This window comes from Nitrosomonas sp. Nm51, assembly GCF_900111165.1.
In the GTDB taxonomy this organism is placed as follows: domain Bacteria; phylum Pseudomonadota; class Gammaproteobacteria; order Burkholderiales; family Nitrosomonadaceae; genus Nitrosomonas.
The window spans coordinates 15,830-31,652 of record NZ_FOGH01000013.1; the positions used below are offsets into that span (position 1 = coordinate 15,830).

General features: G+C 44.4%; 18 protein-coding genes and 1 pseudogene. 9 read left to right on the plus strand and 10 right to left on the minus strand.

Features of this window, described 5'->3' with window-relative positions; genetic code table 11:
* Window positions 1-18: 18 nt before the first annotated feature.
* The 6 genes from scpB to BMY60_RS06515 form a co-directional block, all read right to left on the minus strand.
* Window positions 19-654, minus strand: a complete 636-nt coding sequence (scpB, locus tag BMY60_RS06490; RefSeq protein ID WP_090332298.1) for an SMC-Scp complex subunit ScpB — start codon at window positions 652-654, stop codon at window positions 19-21.
* A complete protein-coding gene (locus tag BMY60_RS06495; protein ID WP_090332299.1) occupies window positions 629-1,453 on the minus strand; it encodes a segregation and condensation protein A in 825 nt (274 codons plus the stop codon). The genes scpB and BMY60_RS06495 overlap by 26 nt, the downstream gene beginning before the upstream one ends.
* Before the next feature lie 15 nt (window positions 1,454-1,468).
* The gene (locus tag BMY60_RS06500; protein ID WP_090332300.1) at window positions 1,469-2,671 is read right to left on the minus strand and encodes a tryptophan--tRNA ligase; all 1,203 of its coding nucleotides are present in this window, start codon (window positions 2,669-2,671) and stop codon (window positions 1,469-1,471) included.
* A gap of 70 nt (window positions 2,672-2,741) precedes the next feature.
* Window positions 2,742-3,413: a site-2 protease family protein gene (locus BMY60_RS06505; RefSeq protein ID WP_090332301.1), complete on the minus strand. Its 672-nt coding sequence runs from the start codon at window positions 3,411-3,413 to the stop codon at window positions 2,742-2,744.
* A complete protein-coding gene (locus BMY60_RS06510) occupies window positions 3,403-4,038 on the minus strand; it encodes an L-threonylcarbamoyladenylate synthase (RefSeq protein WP_090332303.1) in 636 nt (211 codons plus the stop codon). The genes BMY60_RS06505 and BMY60_RS06510 overlap by 11 nt, the downstream gene beginning before the upstream one ends.
* A gap of 103 nt (window positions 4,039-4,141) precedes the next feature.
* Entirely contained in the window at window positions 4,142-4,990 is an 849-nt protein-coding gene (locus tag BMY60_RS06515) for a 3',5'-nucleoside bisphosphate phosphatase (RefSeq protein ID WP_090332304.1), read from the minus strand.
* A 138-nt stretch (window positions 4,991-5,128) separates the two neighbouring features.
* Here BMY60_RS06515 and BMY60_RS06520 point away from each other — a divergent pair, with 138 nt between their 5' ends.
* From BMY60_RS06520 to BMY60_RS06540, 5 genes are all read left to right on the plus strand, one after another.
* Window positions 5,129-6,361 (plus strand): NnrS family protein, encoded by a 1,233-nt coding sequence (locus BMY60_RS06520; RefSeq protein ID WP_090332306.1) that lies wholly within the window; start codon window positions 5,129-5,131, stop codon window positions 6,359-6,361.
* A gap of 217 nt (window positions 6,362-6,578) precedes the next feature.
* Entirely contained in the window at window positions 6,579-6,998 is a 420-nt protein-coding gene (locus BMY60_RS06525) for a rubrerythrin family protein (protein WP_090332307.1), read from the plus strand.
* Between the two features lie 145 nt (window positions 6,999-7,143).
* The gene (locus BMY60_RS06530) at window positions 7,144-8,535 is read left to right on the plus strand and encodes a heterodisulfide reductase-related iron-sulfur binding cluster (RefSeq protein ID WP_090332309.1); all 1,392 of its coding nucleotides are present in this window, start codon (window positions 7,144-7,146) and stop codon (window positions 8,533-8,535) included.
* 5 nt (window positions 8,536-8,540) lie between these two features.
* Window positions 8,541-9,134: a DUF3501 family protein gene (locus tag BMY60_RS06535; protein ID WP_090332310.1), complete on the plus strand. Its 594-nt coding sequence runs from the start codon at window positions 8,541-8,543 to the stop codon at window positions 9,132-9,134.
* Entirely contained in the window at window positions 9,131-9,661 is a 531-nt protein-coding gene (locus BMY60_RS06540) for a CNP1-like family protein (RefSeq protein ID WP_256250732.1), read from the plus strand. The genes BMY60_RS06535 and BMY60_RS06540 overlap by 4 nt, the downstream gene beginning before the upstream one ends.
* A gap of 111 nt (window positions 9,662-9,772) precedes the next feature.
* Here BMY60_RS06540 and BMY60_RS06545 read toward each other — a convergent pair whose 3' ends face one another.
* The gene (locus BMY60_RS06545) at window positions 9,773-10,087 is read right to left on the minus strand and encodes an HPF/RaiA family ribosome-associated protein (RefSeq protein WP_090332312.1); all 315 of its coding nucleotides are present in this window, start codon (window positions 10,085-10,087) and stop codon (window positions 9,773-9,775) included.
* 32 nt (window positions 10,088-10,119) lie between these two features.
* Window positions 10,120-10,557 (minus strand): host attachment protein, encoded by a 438-nt coding sequence (locus BMY60_RS06550; RefSeq protein WP_090332313.1) that lies wholly within the window; start codon window positions 10,555-10,557, stop codon window positions 10,120-10,122.
* A gap of 274 nt (window positions 10,558-10,831) precedes the next feature.
* Between BMY60_RS06550 and BMY60_RS16200 the strand changes: the two genes are divergently transcribed.
* The 3 genes from BMY60_RS16200 (at window position 10,832) to galU (ending at window position 13,618) form a co-directional block, all read left to right on the plus strand.
* Complete coding sequence (locus BMY60_RS16200) at window positions 10,832-10,954, plus strand: hypothetical protein (protein WP_256250733.1); 123 nt, start codon at window positions 10,832-10,834, stop codon at window positions 10,952-10,954.
* Window positions 10,955-11,038: 84 nt separating this feature from the next.
* A complete protein-coding gene (galE, locus tag BMY60_RS06555; protein ID WP_090332314.1) occupies window positions 11,039-12,067 on the plus strand; it encodes a UDP-glucose 4-epimerase GalE in 1,029 nt (342 codons plus the stop codon).
* A gap of 618 nt (window positions 12,068-12,685) precedes the next feature.
* Entirely contained in the window at window positions 12,686-13,618 is a 933-nt protein-coding gene (gene galU / locus BMY60_RS06565) for a UTP--glucose-1-phosphate uridylyltransferase GalU (protein WP_090332318.1), read from the plus strand.
* 171 nt (window positions 13,619-13,789) lie between these two features.
* On the opposite strand, the gene BMY60_RS06570 is transcribed toward galU, so the two are convergent.
* Complete coding sequence (locus tag BMY60_RS06570) at window positions 13,790-14,188, minus strand: response regulator (RefSeq protein WP_090332319.1); 399 nt, start codon at window positions 14,186-14,188, stop codon at window positions 13,790-13,792.
* Window positions 14,189-14,344: 156 nt separating this feature from the next.
* On the opposite strand from BMY60_RS06570, the pseudogene BMY60_RS16620 reads away from it, so the two are divergent.
* Window positions 14,345-14,627: pseudogene (locus BMY60_RS16620) on the plus strand (transposase); the annotation flags it as partial.
* Window positions 14,628-14,687: 60 nt separating this feature from the next.
* Here BMY60_RS16620 and BMY60_RS06580 read toward each other — a convergent pair.
* Window positions 14,688-15,446, minus strand: coding sequence for a glycosyltransferase family 4 protein (locus tag BMY60_RS06580; protein ID WP_177166605.1), 759 nt, complete (start codon window positions 15,444-15,446; stop codon window positions 14,688-14,690).
* Between the last annotated feature and the right edge of the window lie 377 nt (window positions 15,447-15,823).

Sequence of the window (15,823 nt, forward strand, 5' to 3'; positions counted from 1 at the left end):
CATTGATTTATTAGCAGATTATTTTTCAGATTCATCTGAATCATGCGCTTGTGTTTCCACCAGCGCCCCAAGTTCCTCTAACGGTGGAAGTTCCTCCAAGGCGCGCATACCAAGGTCATTCAAAAATTGCCGTGTCGTTGCAAACAATGCCGGTTTTCCCGGCACATTTCGATTCCCGACTTGGTCAACCCAGCCGCGTCCTGTCAATGTTTTCAGAATGGATGATGAAACGCTGATGCCTCGAATTTCTTCTATGTCTCCCCGCGTAACCGGCTGATAATAGGCAATAATGGCCAGTGTCTCCAGTACCGCACGCGAATAGCGCGGCATCTTTGGTGGATTCAGGCGATTCAGAAAAGTCTGCATTTCCGCTTTTGCTTGAAACCGCCATCCACTCGCCACCCGTACAAGCTCAACTCCACTGTCAACCCAGTCATCGCGTAACGTTTCAATACATTCAGCTATTTGTTTTGTTTTGACTTCATCATTGAATAATTTTTTCAGCGTGGATATCGGCAGGGGTTCTTGTGTTGTAAGCAAAGCTGTTTCAATCACCTGCCTCATTTTTTCCGCCTTCCAGGTATTGGTTGTTGCATCCACCGGATTGTTTGCAGCTGAGTCTGATTGGTTAAATTGAGTCGCCCGGTCTGACATAGATAGTTCCTAATGTTTCCGGCTGTGTAATTATCACTAACATTTCCTTGGCAAGTTCGAGTATCGCCAAAAAAGTAACAATCACTTCTGCCACTGTCGCTACCGGGTTGAACAAATCATACAGCGCTACTTGTCCACGCTGCTGCAAGTCCCTTAATACCTGACTCATATAAGCGCGTACCGAGAGCTTTTCACGAATGATGTGATGATGCCTGTTGGCTTTGGCTCTTGCCAGTAATGTCAGCCAGACCTGACGAAGGTCATCGACGGAGACATCCGGCAGTTGATTGGATTCACACTGATCCATCCATACCTGTACGGTTGAAAAATCGCGCCCTGCCTGCGGCAATTCATTTAGACGCGTTGCCGCCAATTTAATTTGTTCATATTTTAGCAACCGTTCAACCAGCTCGGCCCTTGGGTCATTTTCCTCTTCCGTCTCAGTTCCGGAAGCCGGCAGTAACATACGCGATTTTATTTCAATCAACAAGGCCGTCATTAATAAATATTCCGCGGCCAGCTCGAATTGCCCCACTTCCATCATCTCAACATATGCCATGTATTGTTGTGTCAGTTGCACCATCGGTATGTCGAGAATATCAAGATTATGTTTACGGATCAGATAAAGCAGCAAATCCAACGGGCCTTGAAAATTTTCCAAAAATACTTCCAATGCATCCGGCGGTATGTATAAATCCCGCGGCACTTCCATGACGGGTTCGCCACAGATTTGTGCAATAGGTTGTTGGACAGATTGATTCAATGGTTCAATGACCGTCGAATCCGTTGATAGAATCATTACATTTTAAATGGGTTAGGAATAATTCAGCCCTATGGCAGACCGAATGTCACGCATTGTTTCTTCTGCGAGCTGATTTGCCTTTTCGCAGCCATCGGCAATAATATTGCGTACCAGCACGGGGTCTTCTTCATAAATACGGGCACGCTCACGCATTGGTTCCAGTTCCGCCAAAACTTTTTCAATCACCGGAGCTTTGCAATCGAGACATCCAATTTCTGCGCTTGTACAGCCATGCTGTACCCATTTACAGGTTTCATCATCAGAATAAATCAGATGGAATTGCCATACCGGGCAGACAGCCGGATTACCTGGATCGGTACGCCGGACACGCGCTGGATCGGTTGGCATGGTACGTATTTTTTTGCGTATCCTTTCAGGATCCTCTCGCAGACTGATGGTATTGTTATATGACTTGGACATTTTCTGTCCATCCAGACCCGGCATACGTGATGCTTTTGTCAACAGTGTCTCAGGTTCGCAGAGTATCATTTTTCCGCCACCCTCTAGATAGCCAAACAAACGTTCCTTATCACCCATACTCAGATTTTGTTGGGTGTCGAGCAATGACTTGGCCTGTTCCAGAGCACTTTCGATACCTTGTTCCTGGTACCTGTTACGCAGCTCTCTATACAATTTCGATTTTTTCGAGCCTAGTTTTTTAATGGCTGCCTCGGCTTTTTCTTCAAAACCGGATTCTTTTCCATAAAGATGATTAAAGCGGCGGCAAATCTCTCGAGTAAATTCAATATGCGGAGCCTGATCCTCACCAACCGGGACACGGTTTGCGCGATAAATCAGAATATCAGCGCTTTGCAACAAGGGGTAGCCAAGAAAACCATATGTGCTTAAGTCTTTTTCAGTCAGCTTCTCCTGTTGGTCTTTATAGGTCGGAACACGCTCGAGCCAGCCCAGCGGCGTCATCATTGACAGCAGCAAAAACAGTTCGGCATGCGCCGGCACTTTGGATTGAATAAACAATACTGCTTTTGAAGGATCGACACCGGCTGCAAGCCAATCGACCACCATATCCATTGCATTTTTTTCGACAATCTCCGGCGAATCATAATGTGTTGTCAACGCATGCCAATCAGCCACAAAAAACAGGCATTCATACTGTTGTTGCAGTTCAACCCAGTTTTTTAATACACCATGATAATGCCCCAAATGCAAATTACCTGTTGGACGCATTCCCGATAAAACGCGATCAGCAAACATAAGTTATGTCCTAATATCAGATAGTATGAATCATCCGCTCATTTAACAATTTTGGACACCGAAAAGTCGATTAAACGTATAACCCAAAGAAAGAAACCATCATTAACTTGATAAGTATTATCAACGGCCAGACAATGACACCCAAAACGCCACTTATCAATAAAATCAGTAAAATCATAAAGCCGTAAGGTTCGATTCTAGCGAAATGGCGGGCAATCCGGTGCGGAAGCAGGCTCATAGCCATGCGTCCGCCATCAAGAGGAGGCAGTGGCAGCAGGTTTAACACCATCAGTATCACATTGATCTCAATACCTGCTTTGCACATCAATAGCATCGGTCTGGTAAAGTCACTGACAGGCAGGATAATGGCGAACTTCATGACCAGAGCCCAGAAGAAGGCCATAATCAAATTAGCTCCCGGCCCGGCAACTGCAACCCATAGCATATCCTGTTTAGGCTGGCGCAGATTTGCGAAGTTAACGGGTACCGGCTTGGCCCAACCGAAAAGGAACCCCGCTCCCATGGTTAACTTACTGACAATAAAAAGCGTTGCCGGCACTAAGATCGTTCCTACCGGATCAATATGCTTTGTCGGATTGAGACTGATTCTCCCTTGGTTATATGCAGTAAGATCACCAAAATATCTGGCCACATAACCGTGTGCGGCTTCATGCATGGTAATGGCAAAAATAACAGGTAAAGCATAAATGGCAATTCCCTGTACAATGCCGTCAAGATCCATGCTCAATTCCGAAAGGATCAAGACTGCCTCTGCCCGCTCGAACAAGTACTGGAATATCGTCTGTCAGGTCGATAACGGTGGTCATCTCCAAACCACAAGAACCAGCATCCATCACCAGATCGACCTGATGCTCCAGACGCCCTCTGATATTTTCCGCGTCATTCATCGGCAGTTCGTCATCTGGCAGTATCAACGTTGAACTCAACAAAGGTTCGTCCATTTCTTCCAATAACGCTAACGCGACGGGATGATCTGGAATACGCAGACCAATGGTATAGCGTTTTGGATGCTGAAGACGACGTGGGACCTCTTTGCTGGCCTGCAGTATAAATGTATAACTACCCGGTGTATTAGCCTTAAGCAAGCGGTATTGCGCATTGTCTACCCTTGCATACAGGGAAATCTCGGCCAGATTCCGGCAAACCAACGTAAAATGGTGTTTTTCATCCACCTGACGTATCGTCCGTATCCGTGACATTGCATTTTTATCACCGATCTGGCACCCCAGTGCGTAACATGAATCGGTAGGATAAACGATAATGCCGCCATTACGCACGATATTCACTGCCTGCTTGATCAATCGCAAGTGAGGATTTTCTGTATGAATCGTGAAAAATTGAGCCATAGCGGAAGATTATATCAAATGATTGTCAGTCCATTAATGTATACTGACAGACTTTGCAGCGGCTGCAATAGCAGGTTTGTGTAGAAGTCAACTTAATTGCGTGTCAGTTATTTTGGAATGTATTCCAGTCATGCCATACTGGAACGCATCCCGATGGCAATTCGGGCAAGCGGCCTAAATCATAAAAGCTTTCGCCTGGTCCATGAAAATCCGATCCACACGAAGCGAACAGGTTTCTGCTTTTTGCGTGTGCGGCAAAAATTTCCACTTGCTGGGCTGTATGACTGGCACTGATTACTTCGAGAGCGCAACCGCCTAAGGCACTAAACTCGTCAAGCAAGTCATTTAAAACATTTTTACCGAGATTATAACGGGCCGGATGAGCAATTACGGCCCGGCCGCCACTACCGGCAATCCATGTTATCGCTTCGCTGAGCGCGGCCCATTCATGGTGTGTATAGCCCGGCTTTCCTTTAACCAGATATTTCTTGAAAACCGACTTCGTATCCTTAGCATACCCCTTCTCAACCAGATAACGGGCAAAATGTGTCCGGCCGATCAACCCACGCTCCCCAACATAGGCATAGGCACCTTCAAGACTACCTCCAATACCGGCCTTTTCAAGTTCAACAGCAATATTTTGCGCGCGTTGCGCACGCCCGGCGCGAATTGCTGCCAGGCCGTCAAAAAGCGGCTGATAATCGGGATCAATATTTAACCCTAGAATGTGTATGGTCCGGTTGCGCCAGCTGACAGAAATTTCCACACCGTTTATAAATGTGATATTTTTTTCAAATGCGGCAGAACGTGCTTCATCCAGTCCGGCCACATCATCGTGATCCGTTAATGCCAGCATTTCCACACCACGTTGAGCGGCTCTGCTTATCAGCTTGGCAGGTGTTAAAATGCCATCGGAAACATTGGAGTGACAGTGCAAATCGATATCAAGCATGTAGGAATTTCGGTTTAATATGAGACAGAACTCGCAATTCAATTTGTATCAAAAACCAACCGGGCGTAACAAGCGATAACCCGGTGTTTTGACGATCTAGATAGCAATTATATCAAATTCACGTTCATAGGACTCTGAATGCTTAATAATTCATGGCATCACATTTCAGCGGCACCGCATCGTAGCCTGTTTCTGGCTGGCGCGCTGCAGGGTATTTTTACACTGACCTGGTGGATGTACGATCTAGCCGGGCGATATGCCATTCTTGGTACATATTCAGTCTGGAGTATTGCACCAACCTGGGCACATGCATTTTTGATGATTTATTGTTTTTTTCCGTTTTTTATCTTCGGCTTTCTGTTTACTACTTATCCAAACTGGTTAAATGGAAAAAAAATCACCAAACACGTCTATATGACAACCTGCCTGCTAATGGTCACCGGCGTTGCTTTATTTTACACCGGACTGATTCACGGACAGTGGATTAGTGTATTGGGGGTCATTGCTTTGTTGGGAGGATTCATTAATGCTTTTAGAGCGTTACAACTTGTTCTGGTTAAAGCTAAAGAACAGGACAGACGTCATGCCATTGCTACCAGCACAGCTTTATTGATGGGATGTTTGGGAATTGCGGCATTTTTATTATGGTTGTTGACTGAAATACGGTTTCTACTGGATTTCTCACGCTATGCCGGTATCTGGTTTTTCCTGATGCCGATATTGCTGACCGTTTCACACCGCATGATACCCTTTTTTTCCAGCCGGGTACTGGATAATTATATAATCGTAAGGCCTTACTGGATACTGTGGATCATGCTGGCGTGTACAGTCTTGCATGGCTTGTTGCAACTGACGCATTTAATCCAGTATCTATGGCTGGCAGATTTTCTCCTGGCGTTATGCGCCCTGTATTTATCTATCCGTTGGGGACTGCTGCGCAGTTTTCAAGTCAGCCTGCTCGCAGTACTGCATATTGCTTTTGCCTGGCTCAGCGTCTCAATGCTGCTATTTGGACTGCAGAGCCTTGTATTCATGCAGAGCGAAACAAATACTTGGCTTCTGGGCATGGCGCCATTGCATGCCCTGGCAATCGGTTATTTCGCCAGTATGGTACTGGGCATGGCATCACGTGTCACAATCGGACACTCCGGCCGCCCGTTAGTGCTGGATCGTTTTACATGGCAACTGTTTATTGGCTTTCAAGCAACCGCTGTGGTCAGAATGCTGCCTGAACTGATTCCTGCAATAGGTCAGTTAGCACCAATACTGTATTTGTTCGCTGGACTGATCTGGCTGGCATGTTTCACTTTATGGGCCGTTCGCTACATACCGGTTTATTGGCGTTCCCGTATCGACGGCAAACCCGGCTAACGATTTGCAAACTGCAATTAACAAATGTCTGACTGGCAAACTTGACAAGCCTAAACCGCTTCGTTAGGCTCGCAGCCAAAAATCACTCAGCATTCGAAAAATGTCATATTCTTATCATTGATGCTGGTGTTTATGTCAGAATAATGCATAATTCTGATCATAAAAAAATTATTCTAATTAGTATTGAAACGCGTTACGTTACAAAGGAGATAAAACGATGGAACTTAAAGGATCCAAAACCGAAAGTAATCTGAAAGCTGCTTTTGCAGGCGAATCTCAGGCAAATCGCCGATATCTATACTTTGCAGCCAAAGCTGATGTTGAAGGCCAAAATGATGTTGCCGCAGTCTTCCGTTCAACCGCAGAAGGTGAAACCGGACATGCGCATGGTCATCTGGAATATCTGGAGTCATGCGGCGATCCAGCCACCGGTCTGGTTTTCGGCGCAACCCGCGATAATCTGAAAACGGCAATCGCCGGTGAAACACACGAATACACCGATATGTATCCGGGTATGGCAAAAACCGCGCGCGATGAAGGCTTTGATGAAATCGCGGATTGGTTTGAAACGCTGGCTAAAGCCGAACGCTCACACGCCAACCGTTTTCAGCGGGCACTCGACAGTCTGACAGATTAGTCCATAAACAGTTAATCATTGCAGTCAGCACAGCGTGTCTTGTAAAACAACGGCGGATGGAATTTTTTACCACTGGTGGAAAGTTTCATCCGTTTGGTAAAGTCAATCACATTTTTTCTCATCTTTTTTCATCTTTTTTCTCTCTATGGCAATTCGTGAAGGCAGCTTGGAAGCACCCACACGTCATCCGATAGACTGGAAAAAAATTGACTTTTACAATGAAGCCAGTCTCCAGAATGAAATGGAGCGCATCTTCGATATCTGTCATGGTTGCCGGCGTTGTGTCAATCTGTGCACTGCATTCCCGCGCTTGTTTGATTTGATTGATGAAGGTACCACCGGCGAGCTGGATGGTGTAGATAAAAACAGATTTCGGGAAGTTGTCGATCGCTGTTTTTTATGCGACATGTGTTTTATGACAAAGTGTCCCTACGTACCGCCGCACGAGTGGAATGTCGACTTCCCACATTTGATGCTGCGCGCCAAAGCCGTTCAATTCAAGACCGAAGGCGCCGGTTTTCGCGACAAACTGTTATCGAATACCGATCAGGTCGGCAAGCTCGCAACGACACCTGGTATTGCGCAAAGCGTTAACGCACTGAACAGAGCTCCTGTCGCGCGCAAAATTTTGGACAGTACGCTTAACATACATGCCGAACGCAAACTGCCCGAATACACCACCAGCAAATTCCGTTCAAATGCCAAGACCATTGACCATTATCCCGTCAAAAACGGCGAGCACACACCCGGCAAAGTGGCCATCTACGCTACCTGTTACATAAATTATAACGAACCCGGTATTGGCCATGATTTACTGAAAATACTTGAGTATAATGAAATACCCACGACACTTGCTGCAAAAGAAGCATGCTGCGGAATGCCAAAGCTGGAGCTCGGCGATCTTGAAACGGTTGAAACACTCAAAAACGAGAATATCACGCAATTACTAAAACTGGCTCAGGAGGGCTATGCAATTCTGTCTGCAATACCATCCTGCACGCTGATGTATAAACAGGAATTGCCGTTGTTATTTCCCGATGACGAAGCGGTTCAGGCTGTCGCCGCCGCCATGTTTGACCCGTTCGAATATTTTATGCTAAGAAACCAGGACGGGTTGCTGAAAACTGACTTTAAAATGCCGCTGGGAAAAGTGTCTTACCATATCCCCTGTCATCAGCGCGTACAAAATATCGGCAGAAAAACGCGCGATGTCTTACAATTGATACCCGGCACTGAAATCAGTATTGTTGAGCGTTGTTCCGGCCACGATGGCACATGGGGCGTCAAAAGCGAACATTTTGACGACTCGATGAAAATCGGCCGTCCTGTTTTCCGTCAAATGGCCGCCAGCCGGCCCGATTACATCAGTTCGGATTGCCCAATTGCCGCCCGGCACATCGAGCAGGGTATGGGCGCGGACAATACCGCAAAAAAAATACACCCGATTTCTTTGCTGCGCATGGCTTACGAAGGCCTATCTGACGACAGCCAGCAACTCGATTTATCCAACAAATCAGCAAACGAAAAAACCGGTTAAGGGAAATGAGCACAATTACACGTGACAGTTTATTAACACTGGAAGATTACGCCAAGGTTCGCAAACAAAAACGCGACGAAGTCATGACGCATAAAAAAGCACGTAAAATTCCGCTCGGCGACCATGTTATTCTGTTATTTGAAGACGACTTAACGATCCGTTATCAAATCCAGGAAATGCTCCATATCGAACGTATCTTTCAAGAAGATGAAATCACGCACGAACTGGAAACTTACCTGCCGCTGGTGCCGGACGGTACCAATTGGAAAGCCACCATGATGATTGAATATCCCGACCCGTCCGTGCGCGCCGACAGGCTTGCGAAAATGGTCGGAATTGAAGACAGCGTCTGGGTAAAAATAGATGATCTTCCGCCTGTCTACGCGATTGCAGACGAAGATCTTGATCGCGAAAATACCGAAAAAACCTCTGCCGTACATTTTCTCAGATTTGAATTGTCGAAAGACATGATCCGCGCACTGCGTCAGCATGGCAACTTGTCCATGGGCGTTGATCACCCAGCGTACCGGGTTGTGATTGAATCTATTGATGAACAAAGTCGCGCTTCGCTGATTAACGATCTTATCGACATTCAGTGAACAATCTTACACGAACGACATGGATTACCTCAGCAATTGTTTTATCACTGCTGATATCATGCGCTGCCAAAAAAGAGTTCAAGGATGAATTTGACGTGGGAAAAACCTGGGTGGAACAGCTTGCCCAACTTCCAGATTTTCCCGATTTACAAAATCTGATTGAATTTGACGCCGGCTCGATCACCGATTACAGTCATGCCGTAGACCCTGACTCCATCAGCATCGGCCAAGACGGCGTAATCCGTTTTACACTGGTCACGCGCTCCTCAACCGGCGCCATGAATATCAGCTATGAAGGTATCCGCTGTATCACTAATGAGAGAAAGCTGTATGCCATTGGTCGCGACGACCGCACCTGGTCAGAACCCAGAGTATCAGACTGGCAACCGCTTGATTTTGTCCGGCAATTTTATGCACAGCGTGAATTGTCAAAGAATCTGTTCTGCCCGCACAAACAAACTGTCAGCAGTCGAGAAGAAGCAATCAGCGTGCTGAAAAGAGGCTCGCATCCGGATATTTTTCGTTAGCCCCCATCATAATCATACCAACTACACCTCAAAAGGGACTAAAACATCAGTAGTTACTGAAGACAATTTTTTGCCTGTTTTGCAGGCAGCCGACTTATCGGGCGCCACGAATTATCTGTTTTTTTGTTTTCCGAACAAGCTGCTCAGCATTTTTTTAAGTTTGTCGATAGCACCGCGCACGGCGGAATCAAGGCTTGCATCCTGATGTGTCACCACAACGGGCTGCCGGTTTTCGATGCGCGCTTCTATTAAGCAACGCTTATCATTTTCACCACCTTTGTCACTGTTTTCATCGCTGATGTGCACTTCAATCCGAGTGACCTGCTCACTGAATCGACCTAATGATTGCTCAACCATTGCGCTAACATGGCTTGACAATGTTTCATGCCCATCGATATTATGATCGGTATTAATTTGAATTTGCATGCTTCACTCTTTTGATGATTTTTTGAGAACAATTAAAGCCGCTCAGGCAGCCGAGAGCGCAATTCATCGGTTTTCAGTGCAGTGTAGTCCTTATCAATTTCCAGAGACAGCAATGAACTGAGAGCCGGACTGAGATTGGTTCGTAATAGCCCGAGAAATGCGGGTGCAGCCACAATGACAACCCGGTCAAACTTATTTTTTAAGCGCCCCTGTTCCACCCGATCTACAAGCAGTTTTGCAAAACGGATCTGTTCATGCTCATGCGGATTGACTTCAACTTCCATTGCATGGCGCCCCTCACCATAACTGTCAAAACTGCGACCAGCGCGATCAGAAGACAGATCGCTCTTTTTTGCCCGAGCATCAGGGTTGTCGAAGGTTTCAATTTCAGTTAAAGGTCCAATGGGTGTATCCGCTGAAAAAAGTTTGGCGTTGCCGCTATTTGCGGAAAGAATCCATATTTTTGACATGTTTGACACTCCATTGTTATTTTGATAATTAACTATTTTAGAAAATTAGAAACTGGCGTCCAACATACGCTACCAGTGCCGTTTTCAAAGCAGACTTACGCCTGCCCGTATCACTGTAAAGAATGTTAGAATAATATGCAATTCTAATCATTGAATGAGATGTATTTTCATTTTTTACATTTCAAAATCCTGCAATCAGAAGTTACTTAGGAGTCGCGAATAAATAAGTATGACAATTGGGCGCGTCTGGCGGGATGCAATGCAAGGCGGGAGGATGAGTCATAGCACACAAGCTATGGCGACGACGAACAACAACGCCGCAGTGTGCCCGCCAGATGCGATCCAGGTGTTACAGTTATTTATGAACGACTCCTTAGGAGAGAGATCGGGGTACTGAATTGTTTGACGATCTATCTTATCCATTACTCACGGTTATTTCAGCATATGATCTCGAAACAGATAAGCTGTGCATGGAAATAGTATGAAAAAAACCATTCTTGTAACTGGCGGATTAGGATATATTGGCAGTCATACCGTCGTGGAATTACAGGAAAACAACTACGATGTTGTCGTAATCGACAGTCTGTCGAATTCCATCAGAGAAGTCGCAGAACGAATTGCCTCTATTACAAAGATGCCAATCAAACTGTATATCGCTGATATTAATGACGAATCATTGATCGATGCTTTATTCAAACAAGAAACAATTGATGGTGTCATTCATTTTGCCGCGCACAAAGCCGTTGGCGAATCTGTTCAGAACCCATTCAAATATTACCGGAATAATATCGATGGCATGATTACTTTGCAAAAAGTAATGCGCCAATATCATGTTGATACAATCGTATTCTCTTCCAGTTGCACCGTTTACGGTGATACCAAAAATTCACCAATAAATGAAACGCACCCGGTAACTGAAGCCATTTCGCCATACGGAACAACCAAACTGGTGTGCGAACAAATCTTGAAAGATTTGTGCAGGTATAGCGGTTTCAGAGGAATCATTTTACGTTATTTCAACCCTGTCGGTGCTCACCCATCCGCATGCATTGGCGAGTTACCAATTGGCGTACCAGACAACCTGGTTCCGTATATTACACAAACGGCAGCAGGTATCCGGGACAAACTGACTGTTTTCGGCAATGATTACAATACAGCCGATGGAACCAACATACGCGACTATATCCATGTTGTAGACTTGGCCAGAGCACATGTCAAAGCGTTGGATTACGCATTTACTATGCATCAGGATTACGAGATTTTTAACTTAGGCACCGGTAAAGGACATAGCGTACTCGAGGTGATTAAAGCGTTTGAACAGGCCAGCGGAAAACCTTTACCCTACGCCATAGGAGCTCGAAGAGCCGGGGATATTGAACAAATCTGGGCCGATGCAACAAAAGCGGCACAACTACTCAAATGGACGCATCAATACAATCTTTACGATATGATGGATACTGCTTGGAAATGGCAGATTGCTTTAAACCATAAGCAATCAAGACAAGGCTGAAATCCGGCGAAAAAAACAGCGTTCCGCTAAAAAATTAATGGCATACCAATTCTTGAATGTTACGCCGCTGAGCACGTTCAGACATTGAATACCATCGATTTTTTCGGACGCTACTGTATTATAGCCAGGCACAAAATTGAAATATTCGACAAATATAATGGCATTTTTACCTTTGATATGATCCCAAAAGGTAATGAGAAGCAGGATGACGCGAATAGGCTCGCTTTGACGTTGCCAGAAATCATTTTGCTATACATCGCAACTGAAAAAATCCAAGTTACATGACATTCGTTCTCAAGATATCTACAATATACATATCAATCAAATAATAACAGCCAGCTGTGCCGGCGAGATTATGACGGCATGATTACGATGAATAATTTTTCAACTTTCAATACGTATATCGCTTGCATATAAACAGCGGATGCGACAATTTGTCACGTTCCAGAAAAGCGATACCCGTGTAATATCTTATGCATCGTGGTCTTTAAACTGCTATACAAATGAATAATATAACTATTTGAATACATGAACTTTCCATAAGAAACCACGCGTTCACTCTTATCAGCATATAAGACCCCGGGACAGGCTTTTTGACATACTTGAGGAGTAAAACCGATGCGCAATAAAATTTCCAGCACAATCACAAAAGCTGTATTTCCGATAGCCGGATTAGGAACACGATTTCTTCCTGTCACCAAAGCCTCCCCCAAAGAAATGCTCCCTATCGTTGATAAACCGCTGATTCAATATGCGGTCGAAGAAGCCTATGCTGCCGGCATTCGACAAATGATTTTTGTAACAGGTCGCACAAAGCGTGCGATTGAAGATCATTTTGATACAGCTTATGAACTCGAATCAATACTGGAATATTCGCAGAAACAGCAATTGCTCGAATCCGTTCGCAATGTCACGCCTGATGATATGCACTGCATGTATGTCAGGCAAAACCGGACGCTTGGTCTTGGCCACGCAATACTTTGTGCTGAAAAACTTGTTGGTGATGATGATTTCGCCGTAATTTTAGCCGATGACTTCATGATTGCAGAACAACCAGTCATGGCACAAATGGTTGAACAATATAAACGATTACAAAAAAGCATAATTGCTGTCCAGAATGTTCCTCGAACACAAACGAATCTATATGGTATTGTCAGTGGATCTGAAGTACAGCCTGGTTTATTTGGAATGAATAACATCGTTGAAAAACCTTTACCAGATGAGGCGCCAAGTACAATGGCGGTTGTGGGCAGATATATTCTAGCAGCAACCATTTTTGAAGAACTAAGAAACCAGCAGCCAGGTATTGGCGGTGAGATCCAGTTAACCGATGGAATAGCTAGTTTACTCAAAAAAGAACGGGTTTTTTCATACCATTTTAATGGTAAACGCTATGATTGTGGCAGCAAAATCGGTTACTTAAAAGCCGTCGTGGACATAGCATGTTCCCATCCTGAAGTCAGCGGGTCATTTAACAGCTGGCTGAAAAATAAAGTCCAGTCGACACACGCTCAAACAACCAAGCAAAATCAGTCAGATTACTTCGCCTAAAAAGCAATATTCTTTTATCTTCAGTAACGCGTCAACCGCTCGCTCCTGAATGCCATAGCAGCAACTAAACGATCAGCCGGCAGGCAAATGCGCTTTACTGAGGATCAAAACGAAACCATAAACAATCTTTGGTCATTGAGAAAGCCCTTTGATGGCGCGGACCGATTCAACTTACTGCCATCTATTTTTATGGTTTCTGACAATCAGGCTCAGTTTTTCGAACAGCATAGTAGCGGTAAAGGGTCTTGCCAGAAAACCATTTGCACCAGCTTGCACGGCATCTACGATATGTTTTTTCTTTATTTCGGTCGCAACCATTAACACAGGCACGTCACTCAGCTTTTCTACCGCCCGAATATTCCGTAGTATAGTCAAACCGTCCACGGCGGACACATGCCAGTTTGAAATAATAAAATCAAATTCGCCTGCTTGTAATTTCTGTAGTGCTATCTCCCCGTTATCTGTTTCCTCTACATTCCAAAAACCGAGGTCTTTGAGAATATGTGCGATCTGTTCATGCATATTTGCGATGTTGTCAACAACCAGGAATTTCATATGATTACTCAGCATAACCTTTTCCAAGAAAAAATCTCATCTTACCGAAAATACAACACAAATCCGTGTGAGAAAAATCACAGTTGGCGCTACCGTGCTATTCTTCGCAGATGAATTGCCCAATTTTATCTCAGAGACTGATTGACAGATACATTCGCTGAACAATTACCCGACATCTATAAAGCACGCTGGCAAGTGGAGCTCTTTTTCAAATGGATCAAGCATAACCTTAAAATCAAATCATTTGACGGAACCAGTAAAAATACTGTCATGACACAAATCTGGATCGCATTAAGCGTCTATTTATTTATTGCATTCATCAAATTCCAGTCAACAATTCCGATCGGCATGCAACAGACATAACGGTTAGCGGTTATTGCGCCTCAATCTGCTTGAAAAACGCGATCTCATGGCACTCTACGAGGCAGCTGCCTATCAGGCGTTACAAGGGTGATAACCAGCCAGCCTTGTTCTGATCGAAAAGTTAACGAGGCAGCAGTGGCTTTTCATATTATTATTTTAACCTGCACAGATATATATATAGATTGTCAACAATCTTGGACCACTCATAATCTTGAGAAGACATTCTGATTTTCTTTGAAGAAAACCGGTTCATTTTTTGCAGCATTGTTTTGATACCCAGACAAACTTCATAAGGTGAATCCCCAATTAATACGCCATTATCATTATTAATAATCAATTGATTGGCATTTGTTTTAGTGGCAATCACAGGCATGCCAGACATAAGGTATTCATATGTTTTCGTCGGTGGCTGGCTGTCGAAATATGAAGTTAGCGGTATATAAGATACACCTACATTATGGCTGTCAAAAAACGGCTTTAACTGATCATGTGGCACCACCCCCGTAAACTCAACGACCTCACTTATCCCACAACGCTTTGCTTCTGCAATCAATTGATCAAGCTGACCAGGCAAACCGTCACCCACGATTGTTAAAGCTACTTTTTTATGCGCTTCCGATTGCGATAAATATTCTGCAAGTCCATAAATCACGTTCTCAAGATTTCTGTTATACAGTGTCCCTACATAAAGCATTCGACAACTTCTGAAGATTTTTTCGGTCGGTGAAATCACTTCGGCACCTAACGGCAAAATTTGTACTTCTTTTTTTATATTCAGTTTTTTAATAAGCCCGTTGGAAATAATGGTTATATTATTGAAAAATAATGTTTCAATCTTTAAAACCGTATCAAAATATTTACGAACCAACTCATTCTTTTTAACAGAACCCGTGCGAATATCAAGCACCATAGGGTTTCCTGGCCGCATTAACCGAAAAAGCCATGACAGAAATTTGAAATATCTAACGAATATGATGATATCTTTATGTTTGGTGTGATTCCAAAAGGCGGTTAGAAGCCTAATAACACGAATGGGGCCACCTCGCCGATTTACATAAATGACATTGACGCCTTCCATTACAATGGGCCGGAATCCCATATTCCATCCAATATAGGTCATCTGACATCTGCCTTTAAGGTACTTACAGTAATAGTAAGTATCACTATGATAGCCAAACTGTGTTGTTGAAAGGATGACAATACGAACCATTGTGTTTTATGCTTGCGTTACCCTCAGTTTGCTGTTTCTTCCGGCTTAATAATCGAGCGGTTGTCGATAGTTAAACG